The organism is Thermodesulfovibrionales bacterium (assembly GCA_035686305.1).
GTDB lineage: Bacteria > Nitrospirota > Thermodesulfovibrionia > Thermodesulfovibrionales > UBA9159 > DASRZP01.
In genome coordinates, this window is the sequence record DASRZP010000097.1 from 15,373 (window position 1) to 27,859 (window position 12,487).

The following is a 12,487-nucleotide window of genomic DNA, read 5'->3' on the forward strand; positions in this document are numbered from 1 at the left end:
AGGGATCGTCTCATCGTCTCCCTTACTGGAGGCCGATAAAGTCTTCCAGCGTCTTCCGGGAGCTCGCGGACATTTCGAGAAACGCTATCCCGACATCATAGAGTTCGGTTTCGGCCTCCGTGTTTCTTATACATGAGGCGATCCTCCCGAGAAAGGTGATGTCCCTGTTTCCGCCAATGACCAGGCACATCGAGAAGGTATCATCGACACGAAAGGGCCGCTCGGTTTCGAGGAGTACACCGCCCCGGCTGACATTCTTTACCTTACAGTTCAGAGCACTATTCAGGACAGCCTTCTCGGGAGATCTGACATCGAACCTCACGACTACCCTCTGCTCAGGAGATTTCCTATGTCGCTCGATGAAAAGAAGAATTTTTTCCCTCTCTTCTGGCTTCACATCTATAAATTTCAGTCCTGCCTTATAAATAGGCACGATGTCGCCCGTCGGACTCTTCTTACTCCCGCTGAGGATGGACCAGACGACCGTCCCCTTAAGAATGCAGGTGCTCCCCTTCTCCTCGATCTTTAGCGTATATTCCTTGCCGATATCGAGCCTTCCGCAGGCAAGGAGGGAAACGCCTCCCGTGCTCATATTAACGATCTCCACATCAGTAGCGGCGAGGATGACACCCTCTACCGTGAACATCTTATGATGCCTGCTGTCTTCCATAAGCTCCCCTAACCTAACACAAATTATTCCTCAATGCAACAGAAATGCACGGCTGATGCCGACTGAACAAGTCGACACCGTCAGGCAACCGGCGGGTCACATCTCCATGATCCGTTTTCTCAGTATGATAAGCTCAAAAGCGACGGCGGCTATGGAAGCCAGCCTGGACAGATACGCGATATTTGCATTGAGCACGGCGTTATTGCCGTTGTCCACGTAAAGGAATGCAACCACTTTGTCCCTTACGGTGATCGGCATAAGCAGGGCATCCTGCGGAGTTCCGGAAAGCACGGCTATCAATGCCTCGTTGCCCGGTATCTTCAGCACGGGACCCCGGTAGTAATGCCTCCTCATGAGGACTTCGAAAAAGATCGACCCCTCTTTGCCGCTCGTCTCAAACCCTTCCACATCGAGGCCCCGTGCCTTCCATCCCTTCACCTTTTCACCCTTCATAATGAAGGCAGCGACTCTTGAGGCTATCCGGCAGCCCTCCTTAAGGAGTATCCCCGCTATCTCTTCCACACCCCTGACATCTGTAAAGGCTGTCTTAATCTTTTCGATCGCATCCTTTTCTTCGATGACCGTCTCGCTGCTGAAGGGGTCCTGGAGGCTGATGTATCTCAGTTCAGGCTTGATTCCGTAATACTTCTCGAGGGCAAAAATGAATCTCATCTCGGAAATCACATGGGGGATGATATCATACCCCGTAACGAACCTCAGCTCATCAATAACATCGAGAGCGGCGGGGTTAATCATCGCAGCATAGAGTCTCTTCCGCTCCCTGCTAAAAGGAAGGATCTTGTATTTCTCCACGATCTCACGGTCAAGGGAGCTCAGGACCTCATCCGGTATGGAGGCTATCAATTCCGGCGAGACAGCGGATATCCTGAAGTATCTGCTCAGGAACATGGTGAGCTCCTCTTCATGCATAAACCTGAGTTCCAGGAGATTCGTACCGATTCTGCCGCCGAACATAACCTGACGTTCAAGGGCACGGTTCAACTGCTCCCGTGTTATGAGACCTTCCCTGACTAACGCCTCACCGAGTTTCATGCCCCTTCCCTTTTCTCTATCCCGATACCTATTCTAGTATAAAATAGCGGTGTCCCTTAATGAAAGACGGCCTCATCTCGCTTTCCATGAACGAGCCACCGTTCTTCTCAAGGCCTTCTTTCTTGGAGAGCCTCTGCTTGACAAAGTCACCGGTACGGGATAGGATGTAATTATAAGAAACCATTAGAAAGCAAACCCAGCCTAAGGCCGAGACAGGGGGAAGAGATGTTTAGTGAGGAAATGGTCAAGAGCATGATGGATCTTTTTGGCAACCCTCTTTTCAAGAAGGGTTTTTTTGATTTCTTCCTGAAGATGCAGCAGGAAGGCATCGAGGCTGCAAAGAAATTTTGGAGCCTCTACCCTGACAAGAGCGGTCTGTCTCCGAACATCCAGGAGATCTATGAAAAGATGGTCGATTTTTATATCGTTCTCGGTTTTGTGCCCCGAGCAAAGTTCGACGACGTTCTCAGGGAGAATGAGAGACTCAGGAGTGAGAACTCCTTTCTCAAAGAGATGATCAAGCAGTTCCAGATGAATCTCTCCCGGGAGGGCGGCAAGAAGATGCAGGAGGAATGGCAGGCTATCATTGATAAACAGATGGAGATGAACAAGGAGATGGCGAAGGGCTTCTTCGAGTTTTTCAGGGAGTTGAAAGGAAGCGGCTCGTAGGCCTGTTGCGTCTTTCTCGTTCATCACCGTATCAGATTTCCCAAAACCAAACAAGACAGGAGGCAGTCATGGAAAAGGGAATGGAAAAGGGTCTCGAATTTTTTGACTCATGGATGAAATCGCAGAGGGAATTTCTCGAGAAGTGGATAACGACGCAGAAGGAATTCATGGAGAACTGGACGGATTCGATGAAGAAACTCCAGGAATCTTTCTTAAGTCTCGGCAGCTCGCGGGAAACAGGCCAGGGCAAAGAGATGTACGCCATGTACAACTCATGGGTGAAGACCATGGCCAATTCCTCAAAACTCTTCACCGACGAAGCCGTAAAGATACAGGAGACCTGGAAGAACACCGTCGAAAAGCAGATGGAGATGAGCAGGCAAATGGCGACAAACTACTTCGATCTTTTCAGGCAGAAGACCCCGAAGTAGCCGGTGGGGCCGGTCGCGCAGGCACCGGAATGACGAAGGACCGTTGTCTTCGGGCTCATTGACAGCACAGGATCGACTCTGATACCATTGCGGAGAAAGGTTCCACGCTTTTTAACTGCCCTTCGATCAGTTCACGTATCATGGTAACGATAAACTCAAGGAGGACGTGATGCAAAAGGCCCTTGATTATTTTGACTCGTGGTTGAAGGCCCAGGAGAAATTCATGGAGGGCTGGACAGAGACGTCGAAGAAGATGCACGAATCCCTTGCGAGCATGGGAGGATCCGGTGAACGGGTAAAGGAAACGCTCGGTGTCGTGACCGACACCTTCTCGAAACTTCTCGGCACCTCGAACGTATATGTGAAACTTCATGAGATATGGCTTCCCCTGCTGAAGGCGATCCAGGAGAAAGCCGTGGATCCCGATTCATACAAGGACCTTCTCGATCCGGCAAAGTACAAAGAGGTGCTGGACCAGATGTTCGGCCTCAGTTCTCCTGAATCGATGGCAAATTTTTACGGAGAGGCGACAAAGCTTCTCGAGACCCTTTCTGACTCAACCATGGGTTTCATGGGACCCTGGACCGAGGCGATGCAGAAGAATATGAAGACCATGCCGCAGTTCGTGGAAGGCCGTCCCGAATCCTTCATGAACGTCTTCCACAACATGTTCAATGCCTTTGACAACACCATCGGCAAGGTCTTCCACGTGCCTGCTGTCGGAAAGGACAGGGAAAAGGTTGCACTCCTCATGAGGACCTGTGACGACCTGTCCGTCAATATGGCGAAGAACACCGAATACCAGCACCTCGTCTACGTAACGGGCTTGAAGGCCATGGAAAAGGTGATCGAGACCCTGGCGCAGAAGACGAGAAACGGAGAGAAGATTAAGGGCTTTGATGAATTCTTCGACCTCTGGATCGACGTGAACGAAAAGACCTATCTCTCGGTTTTCCAGACGGAGGAGTTTTCGAAGCTTCAGGGAGAACTCCTCGATTCTACCCTGAACGTCCGCAAGCACTTCTTCAAACTCATGGAGTTATACCTCTACGATTTTCCCATCGCCCTCCGCTCCGAGATGGATGATCTCTACAAAACCATGTACGACCTGAAAAAGAAGATACGGACCCTTGAGAAAAAGGTGAAGACCTTTTCCGTTGAGGAGGTGAGAGCATGAAGACAGAAATTCCGACCCTGGATCTGAACACCGTAACAGCAGGACTGTCAGAATTAACGAGAAAACTTGTCAAAGGGGCGGAGACCCTCATGGAGATAGACGAAATAGACGTCGGCACTGCCCCGAAGGATCTCGTTTACGAGGAGGACAAGCTCCGGCTCTACCACTACAGGCGTGAAGGAGAAGCCTCCTGCAACGTCCCGGTCCTCATCGTGTACGCCCTCGTGAACAGGCAGTACATGCTGGACCTGCAGCCGGACAGGAGTATCGTGCGGAACCTCCTGCAGCATGGGATCGACCTGTACATCATCGACTGGGGATATCCGACAAAGGCCGACATGTACCTCTCGATGGACGATTACATCAACGGATATCTGGACAATTGTGTCGACTTTATCAGGAAGAAGACGAAGAGCGACAAGATCAACATCATGGGCATCTGCCAGGGCGGAACCTTTTCCGCCATTTACTCGGCCCTCTATCCCGAGAAGATTAAGAACCTCGTGACCCTCGTGGCTCCCTTTGATTTCTCGACCAATGACGGCCTCCTCTTCTGCTGGTCAAAACATATGAACGCTGACGCAATGGCAGGGGCATACCGGGTCATACCGGGCGATATCCTGAACGCAGGATTCTTGATGCTCATGCCCTTCACCCTGAACATCAGAAAATATGTGGATATGCTCCATGTCCTCGAGGACAGGGAGAAGCTCCTTAACTTCCTGCGCATGGAGCAGTGGATCTTTGACAGCCCCGGCCAGGCAGGTGAATGTATTCGGCAATTCCTGAGGGACTGCTATCAGGGTAACAAGCTTGTGAAGGGCGAACTGAAGGTCGGCGACAAGGTTGTCAACCTCAAGAACATTACGATGCCCCTTCTGAACATTTATGCGAGCGCAGATCACCTCGTGCCTCCGGCCGCAACCAAACCCTTCAATGACCTCGTGGGAACGTCCGACAAGACCCTCTATGAATTCAAGGGAGGCCATATCGGCGTTTTTGTCGGCTCCAAGTCGCAGAAGGAGCTTGCGCCTGCAATATCAGATTGGCTGCATAAACGACAGGACAAGGGAGAGTCAAAACAGAAGCCGACGGCAGCTGAGAAGGCCGAAGCCAGGACACCGTCAGCCGGCAGTCCCATGCGTATGCCTGAGACAAAACCTCAACAGGGCAAGCAGGGAAAAGGAAAAGAACTCAAGAAGCGTTGAGCCTCCTTCTCCTCCGGCCGGGAATGCACCCTTGTCCCGAAGGATAGCGAAAGCCCCTCTTTTCAAAGGGCCCTTATTCGTCTTGAAGGGGCCGCTGAACGTTCACTTCACCCTTTCGAGGATCATCCCTATCCCCTGTCCGCCCCCGATGCAGAGGGACGCAAGCCCGAGGGTCACATTCCTCCTGCCCATCTCGTAGAGAAGCGTGACGAGAATCCTCGTGCCGCTCGCCCCGACAGGGTGTCCGATCGCGATGGCGCCGCCGAGGACATTCACCTTGTCCAGGTTCCAGCCCATCTCCCGGTTCACCTGGATCGATTGCGCGGCAAAGGCCTCGTTCACCTCTACGAGGTCTATGTCATCAACGGCAAGCTTTGCCTTTTTAAGAAGCGCCTTGCAGGCGTTTATCGGCCCCAGTCCCATGTAAGCCGGGTCAAGGGCCGCTGCCTGGGACGCAACGATCCTGAATGCCCACTGCGGCTTCAACCCCTCCATCATCTCTTTCGACACAACGAGCACTGCGCCTGCTCCATCATTGATCCCCGATGCGTTTCCTGCTGTTATTGTTCCGCCGCTCTTAAAGGCCGGTTTCAGTTTCGCAAGGCTCTCGACGGTCGTCCCAAAACGGGGATGTTCGTCGGTGTCGAATATCTTGTCTTCGCCCTTCGGCTGCTTCACCATGACAGGCACGATCTCGTCCTTGAACTTGCCATCCTTGATCGCCTCTTCCGTCTTGTTTTGGGAATGGGCCGCAAATTCGTCCTGCTCCTCTCTCGTGACATGGTACTTGAGCGCAATGTTCTCGGCAGTGATCCCCATATGACAGTCATAGAACTTGTCCCAGAGAGAGTCATTGATGAGCGTGTCGACCATCTCGGCGTTGCCGAGGCGCTGTCCCCATCTCATGGCCTTTGTTACATAGGGAGCATTCGTCATACTCTCCATGCCTCCTGCGATGACGACCTTCTCCGCACCCGACGCTATTGCCTGTCCCGCAAGGGCAACGGACTTCAGTCCTGATCCGCAGACCTTGTTCACCGTGAAGGAAGGCACATGCTCAGGGAGGCCGGCGTTAACCGCCGACTGTCGCGCAGGGTTCTGTCCCAGCCCGGCCTGGATGACGTTACCCATGATGACCTCATCCACTTCCTCCACTTCGATAGCGGCCCGCCTGACAAGTTCCCTTATGACGACCGAACCGAGTTCAATCGCATCCAACGGGGCCAAGGCCCCATCAAACCTCCCGATTGCCGTTCTCACGCCTCCGACGATATATGCTTCCATACTTCCCCCCTTGCCCAACTTCCGGTCACGTTATTCTGATGTTGTCTCTACAACCGCCCCTCCTGCTCCTTCACCCTCAAATCCTCATCCCTCCGTCGACCTCGATCACCCTGCCCGTGAAGAAATCGTTCCTGATGATGAACTGCACTGCCTGGGAGATCTCTTCCATCTCACCCAATCTGCCCGCGGGGATGTTCTGGATGATCTTCTCAAGGACCTCGGGCTTGATCTTCGCCACCATCTCGGTGTTGATATAGCCCGGAGCGATCGCGCCGGTCCGTACCCCGTATCTCGAAAGCTCCTTTGCCCACGTCACAGTCATGGCGTCAACAGCCGACTTCGTCGCAGAGTAGTTGGTCTGGCCGAGATTCCCTGCCCGACTTATTGAAGAGATGTTGATGATGACTCCCTTCACACCATGCTTCACCATATGGAATGCCGCCTCCCGGGCGCAGAGGAAAACTCCCGTCAGATTGACGCCGAGGACCCGTTCCCAGTTCGAAAAGGGGAACTTCGTTATCTCATCCCCCTTCTTCTTGATGAAGAGGGCGTCTGATGTGATGCCGGCGTTGTTGATCAGTACGTCGGGGGCCCCGTTTTCCGAGACATACCCGTCAAAGAACGCTTCGACGTCCTTCTCCTTTGATACGTCAACGATCTTGCCGGAAATCCCCTCCTCTTTCTTCAGGGCATCGAGGCTCTCCTGAGTCACATCGACGACAAAGGGCACCGCTCCAAGCTTCTTCAGATCGACCGCAAACTTCTTGCCCATTCCGCGTCCTCCGCCTGTTACAACGACCTTCTTCCCCGCAATCTCCATGATTTCGTCCTCCTTGTTCGTATTGTTCGGCGCAGCGAGTCGCTCCTTTTCAGAGGTAACGCATCCCTTCTCGAAGAGTCCTGAGACTATGAGGGGATAAAACCCTTGAAGGATAGACTTCAGGCTCTTTACAAGTAGCCCCCTATAAAATAATTATAACCAAATACATGGCATTATCAAGAGGAAAATCTCAATCTCGAGGTCTTCCGGCGATTCACCGACCGGCATTTGAGAGCGGGGTTTACCTCACGCCATCGTAAACCTCTTAGCAGGAAGCCTGAAAGTTGCTTGCAACATGAAGGTCAACGCACAATCGGTGAAGCCGACAGGTCAAAGGGGTTGGTTCTTATGGCGAGGGAGAAGAGATAGGGATAGGCGTCCTTTAAATGCTTCATGTATGCCAACCATTCATGAACCAGTAAGGTGTAGGCCCTCCTGATGTCGCCGGCGAGATGGGCATAATCGGTCTCGGGAAGGTCCTTGAAATCGTCTCTTGCTGCACACTCGTCAACGAGATGAAAGACCGCCAGGAGGACTTCTGTAAAAGACTCATGTTCGAGGAGATTCGGATTCTCGAGGAGCCTCAGGAGAAACTCCCTCTTTCCGAGTAGGAAGTCCCTGAGATATCCGAGATCGACCTTCCTGATCTCGATCCCGTAACGGTACTCTTTCAGACGCCTGGCGACACGCTCGAACTCTTCGTCTGACCAGTTGTTCGTCACGATGAGGTCTCTTCTAATCTCCTCGAGTCGCGGGTCGCAGTCCGAGAAATAGGTGAGCAGCCTCGTCCCTGCCTCGCTGAAGAAGACGCCGATGACCATATTCAGCTTCTCGAGCCTTGACCGTTTCTCGCGCTCACTCAAGAGCCTGTTAATGATCAAGGTGACGAGGAGGACCTGAATAGGGACAAAGGCGATATCCTGAACGAGGTAAAAGAAGGTGTCCCGGGGATTCTTGAAAATCACGATCTGTGCGATGTACATAGCCACAGACAAGGTGACAAGGGAGACGACGAGAAGGGCCTGCCAGCTCCATCGCTTCACCATTCCCCCTCTTTCATTTGAGGAAAAGCATGAAGCCGTTGACGAAGTAGACTAAACCGAAGCCGCCGGTAACAAGTCCGACGATCCAGACGATCTTCTTCTTGAGGAGAGCGGAAATAGACGACAGGAGTATCGCGATCTGGAGGAAGATCACCGCCATTCCGAAGGCCTGGGAATGCCTCTGTGCTTCATCCCTCAATGTTTCGAGGGCCTTTGCGTCTTTCTCAATCTTCGCCTTTTCTTCCTCGTACTTCCTTATCTTCCCGGCATAGGCATCGATCTTCCTCTCGTATTCCTCGGATACTGCCCTGGGAAGCTTTGGACCGGCAGCCTTTTGTTCGAGTTCGAACTTTTCCTTCTGGAGCTCATAGAGGTACCCTTTGATGCTCTTTGACTGAAAATAGGACCACTGGTCAGAGGCCTGGGACTGGGCGAGCACCGACCTCGTAGAAAAACTCCCCACCTTGAACGTAGAGAGCGTAGCGCAGACCGCGAAGATCACCGTCGTCAGCGCTAGATAGTTAAGCCACTTCTCCTTCTTCTCTTCTGCCATAGTTCAGGGTTTACGTTCACCGTTTCCATGGGTTTCCGAGCCCTATTATAAAACATTCCGAAGAACCTTTGGTTCCCATACTGAAGCATCGTTTGAGCCGGTTAGGCAAGTCATGAAGAATCCTCTTCCCCGTCAGTTGCAAATCATTTCGTGAGGTGATAAGGTGAAATTGAGAGGGATTATCATGGCAGGAACGGTCTGTAAGAAGAAAGGGCGGAGAGCACTTCTTTGATGTAGTTGTTTCGATACCGTGCAAAGGGTACTTTGCTGACCAGGCACGTATGAAGGCACCAGAAAGCCCGCATCATGAGCACAGAGCTTCGATGCGGGCTTTTTTTGAGAAGAGGGAAGGGAACATGAGTTGGCCTGGCACATTAAGAAGTTCGTGGAAAAGGATAGTCGTCGGCTTTATAGCGACAGTGGTGCTCGTCCCCCTCGCGGCACCGACCGCGCACGCATGGTGGGACGGTAAATGGAAGCAGCGCATGAAGATCCAGTTCGACACTTCTTCGAAGGCCGCAGATATCAAGGAAAGCCTGGTCGATGTCCCGGTGCTCATACGCCTCCACACGGGCAACTTCACGTTCTCGAACGCCAACGCCGACGGATCGGACATTCGGTTTGTGAGCAGCGACGATAAGACCCCCCTAAAATATCACATAGAGAAATTCGATCCCAGGGAGGAGATCGCCTTGTTCTGGGTCAGGGTCCCTCGATTATCCGGCGGGTCAAACCAGGATTCCATCTGGATGTACTATGGGAATGCCTCCGCTCCCGACGGTCAGAGCGCGGGAGGCACATACGATACGAACCAGCTGGCAGTCTATCACCTTGCGGAGAAAGACGGTAACCCCCGGGACTCGACTGCTTACAACAACCACGCAGTTTCTTTTACCGGCAAGCTGGGGCTTCCGTCCGTCGTTGGAAACGGCGCTCAGCTCAGCGGCGCCACCGAAGGGCAGATGACGATAACCGGATCGCCGTCGCTCACCTTCACCAAAGGATTTACGTTCTCCGCATGGGTGCGTCTGCTCCAGTCCTCCGGCAAGAGCTCTCTTTTCTTATGGGACGACGGAAAACAGTCTATCGTGGTCGGTCTCAATGATGGGAAAGCCTATGGAAGTGCGTCTTCGAGTAAGCGGAAGGCGGCAACGACCGGGGGAACCGCTCCTTTGTCAGCGGGACGCTGGCATCATCTTGCCTTGACTATGGAACCGGACAAGCAGATCACTCTCTATATTGACGGTAGTGAGGCAGGCTCGAGCAGACTTGAAGGCGCAGTTCCGGCGCCCTCGAGCCCCATGATCATCGGCGCTGCTTTCAGAGGAGACCTCGATGAAGTTCAGTTGTCGAACGTTGTCAGATCTGCCGGTTGGATCAGGGCAGCCTTTGAGAGCCAGAAACCTGAAAGTGTGCTGACGTCCTACATGGAGGGGGAATCAGGGGGTAGCAGCGAGTCCCTTACCATCCACCTGCTGAAGGTCATCATCAGGGTCAATACCCTTGATGGGTGGGTGATCATCGGGACTATTGTGAGCATAGGGATAGCATCTCTCTTTGTTTACCGGCAAAAGATCTGGATGTTTCGTGAGATAAAGAAAGGCAACGCCTCATTCTATCAGGCCTTCCGCAGCATGAAGCATCCCCTGGAAATGGTGGGAGAGAAGCAGAGGTTCCATGGGTCTTTTTACAGGGTTTACCAGGCCGGATGCGAGGAACTAGCGACGTTGCTGAAGGAACAGGGAGATACGCGCAAGCTGTCCGATATCGTCATGACAGGGGTAAGGGCGGCTGTCGTGAATGAGGCGATGCGGGAAAGCAGACGGCTGGCCTCTGGTACGCTCCTCCTGAATATCGCTGTTACGGGATCGCCCTTTTTAGGGCTCCTGGGCACGGTCTGGGGGGTCATGAACACTTTTGCCAGCCTCGCCGAGAGCAGCGAAGCCAACCTGGCAGCCATCGCACCGGGCGTTGCATCGGCCCTCGCCTGCACCCTGGCAGGACTTATGGTAGCCATTCCCGCCCTGTACGCCTATAGCTATCTCACGGGTCGTATGAGAGATTTGAACGCTGACGTGAAGATGTTTATCGACGCCTTTATTTTCATGTTGGAAAAAAGGAAGAGTGATGCCCTATGATGGACAACCCCATAGACAACCCCTATGAAGAGTTTGAAGTGATTGACAAGATCAACGTGGTCCCAATGCTCGACCTGGCATGGAATCTTCTGCTGGTATTTATGATTACGGTAACAGCGAGCGTGCAGAGTATCAGCGTCAACCTTCCAAAGGCGAGTGCTGCGGCAGGCCAGGTCAAGGCATCAACAAAGGCGATCACAATCACTGCAGAGGGGATAATCTATCTCGACAGCTATCCGGTCTCCATTGAAGAACTGGAGAGCAGGCTCAGGCAGTATAAGGCCGAGGATCCTAATATCCCGGTAGTGGTCCGGGGGGATGAAAACGTATTGTACAAGAATGTCGTCGAGGTCCTTGACATCCTCCAGAGGCTTGATATTAATCAACTGGGAATTGTGACGAAGAGGCTCGTTAAGTGAGGCTTACGAAAAAGCATGCGATGCGAAGCAGCAGCTCGAACCTCCAGGCGTCGAATCAAACATTTCAATCAACCGGCCCCATCGGCAGTGAGCCGTTGAGGGCCAGAGGGTTTGGTCGTTGGGTCGTTGGATTTGGATAGCAATCGATATCTGCGCCTCTGGTTGTTGATTTGGGTATGAGACATGTACGACAAACCGGAAACAAAACCGCCTGTGCCATGGAGTCTCATTGCGGTGATTCTTGTGATTGCGGGCGCCGCTGTCTATTTCGTCATAAACGAACTGTCCGATAACAGCCCCCGGGAAAAGAGTCGTGTAGCTGCCGTGACGTTAGTGAAGCCGCCGCTGAACCCGCCATCAAAGCCACCGCTTTCAGTCCGGCCAAAGGAAAAGGCATCGGGAATCGAGCGCGTCCCAAAAGAGGAAGATAGCAGCAATCAGGGAATGCAGGTGGAGGGGAAGGTCCTCGGGAAGGCCGGCGCCCAGGACGGAACGCGTGCAGCGGACAGCAGGGGCGCACATGTCGAAGGTGGCGGCAGAGGAGGCTCTGATGCGCCGGGTGTCGAAGGCGGGGGCAAAGAGAGTTCTGATGCGCCGGCGGGCGACACACTGGGCATGGATGTCGAAGGCGGAGCAGGCGGTGACAGCTTCGGTCTCGTCGGGAGAAAAGGGGGCAGAAGTATTCTTGCCAAGGTCGGAAGCCCGAAAGGAGGCGGAAGCTCAAAGTGGGACGGCACGGTCCCTCTTCTGACAAAGTTCGCCGGCTATATCAATATCATGACGGCAGAAATCAAAGAGCAGGTCGTTAAGCGGCTGGATGCCGAAGGAGGAATCCCCCAGGGCAATCTTCAATGCATCATTAGAGTGAGTATTGACAAGAACGGAAAAATCATTAGTCACCGGATCACCAGTACTTCGGGGAATATCGGGATGGATCAGGCGATAATGAATGCCCTCCGCTCTTACCGTTTCAGAGCGCGGCCACCAGAGTCCATGCCGAGGACAATGGACATCATGGTTAC

At 53.0% G+C, this 12,487-nt stretch carries 13 protein-coding genes; 7 read left to right on the forward strand and 6 right to left on the reverse strand.

What is annotated here, in order from left to right; all coding sequences use genetic code 11:
• Window positions 1-22 precede the first annotated feature (22 nt).
• Together VFG09_11190 and VFG09_11195 are read right to left on the reverse strand one after the other, a co-directional pair.
• Complete coding sequence (locus VFG09_11190) at window positions 23-670, reverse strand: PilZ domain-containing protein (protein ID HET6515714.1); 648 nt, start codon at window positions 668-670, stop codon at window positions 23-25.
• Window positions 671-766: 96 nt separating this feature from the next.
• Window positions 767-1,723, reverse strand: coding sequence for a hypothetical protein (locus VFG09_11195; protein HET6515715.1), 957 nt, complete (start codon window positions 1,721-1,723; stop codon window positions 767-769).
• 225 nt (window positions 1,724-1,948) lie between these two features.
• On the opposite strand from VFG09_11195, the gene VFG09_11200 reads away from it, so the two are divergent.
• The 4 genes from VFG09_11200 to phaC all read left to right on the forward strand — a co-directional run bounded on the left by VFG09_11200 (window position 1,949) and on the right by phaC (window position 5,208).
• Window positions 1,949-2,392, forward strand: a complete 444-nt coding sequence (locus tag VFG09_11200) for a hypothetical protein (protein HET6515716.1) — start codon at window positions 1,949-1,951, stop codon at window positions 2,390-2,392.
• A 68-nt stretch (window positions 2,393-2,460) separates the two neighbouring features.
• Window positions 2,461-2,823, forward strand: coding sequence for a hypothetical protein (locus VFG09_11205; protein ID HET6515717.1), 363 nt, complete (start codon window positions 2,461-2,463; stop codon window positions 2,821-2,823).
• A 169-nt stretch (window positions 2,824-2,992) separates the two neighbouring features.
• Window positions 2,993-4,000 carry a poly(R)-hydroxyalkanoic acid synthase subunit PhaE gene (locus VFG09_11210; protein HET6515718.1) on the forward strand — a complete coding sequence of 336 codons (1,008 nt, stop codon included), beginning with the start codon at window positions 2,993-2,995 and terminating at the stop codon, window positions 3,998-4,000.
• The gene (gene phaC, locus VFG09_11215; GenBank protein ID HET6515719.1) at window positions 3,997-5,208 is read left to right on the forward strand and encodes a class III poly(R)-hydroxyalkanoic acid synthase subunit PhaC; all 1,212 of its coding nucleotides are present in this window, start codon (window positions 3,997-3,999) and stop codon (window positions 5,206-5,208) included. The genes VFG09_11210 and phaC overlap by 4 nt, the downstream gene beginning before the upstream one ends.
• 102 nt (window positions 5,209-5,310) lie before the next feature.
• On the opposite strand, the gene VFG09_11220 is transcribed toward phaC, so the two are convergent.
• The 4 genes from VFG09_11220 to VFG09_11235 all read right to left on the reverse strand — a co-directional run bounded on the left by VFG09_11220 (window position 5,311) and on the right by VFG09_11235 (window position 8,908).
• Entirely contained in the window at window positions 5,311-6,492 is a 1,182-nt protein-coding gene (locus tag VFG09_11220; GenBank protein ID HET6515720.1) for an acetyl-CoA C-acetyltransferase, read from the reverse strand.
• 76 nt (window positions 6,493-6,568) lie between these two features.
• The gene (locus tag VFG09_11225; protein ID HET6515721.1) at window positions 6,569-7,312 is read right to left on the reverse strand and encodes an SDR family oxidoreductase; all 744 of its coding nucleotides are present in this window, start codon (window positions 7,310-7,312) and stop codon (window positions 6,569-6,571) included.
• Window positions 7,313-7,614: 302 nt separating this feature from the next.
• Window positions 7,615-8,358 (reverse strand): hypothetical protein, encoded by a 744-nt coding sequence (locus VFG09_11230; protein ID HET6515722.1) that lies wholly within the window; start codon window positions 8,356-8,358, stop codon window positions 7,615-7,617.
• A gap of 10 nt (window positions 8,359-8,368) precedes the next feature.
• Entirely contained in the window at window positions 8,369-8,908 is a 540-nt protein-coding gene (locus tag VFG09_11235) for a DUF4337 domain-containing protein (GenBank protein ID HET6515723.1), read from the reverse strand.
• Window positions 8,909-9,264: 356 nt separating this feature from the next.
• Here VFG09_11235 and VFG09_11240 point away from each other — a divergent pair, with 356 nt between their 5' ends.
• From VFG09_11240 to VFG09_11250, 3 genes are all read left to right on the forward strand, one after another.
• The gene (locus VFG09_11240; protein ID HET6515724.1) at window positions 9,265-11,046 is read left to right on the forward strand and encodes a MotA/TolQ/ExbB proton channel family protein; all 1,782 of its coding nucleotides are present in this window, start codon (window positions 9,265-9,267) and stop codon (window positions 11,044-11,046) included.
• Window positions 11,043-11,465 carry a biopolymer transporter ExbD gene (locus VFG09_11245; protein ID HET6515725.1) on the forward strand — a complete coding sequence of 141 codons (423 nt, stop codon included), beginning with the start codon at window positions 11,043-11,045 and terminating at the stop codon, window positions 11,463-11,465. The genes VFG09_11240 and VFG09_11245 overlap by 4 nt, the downstream gene beginning before the upstream one ends.
• A gap of 183 nt (window positions 11,466-11,648) precedes the next feature.
• Window positions 11,649-12,487: TonB family protein (locus VFG09_11250; GenBank protein HET6515726.1), on the forward strand; the 839-nt coding region annotated here is incomplete at its 3' end.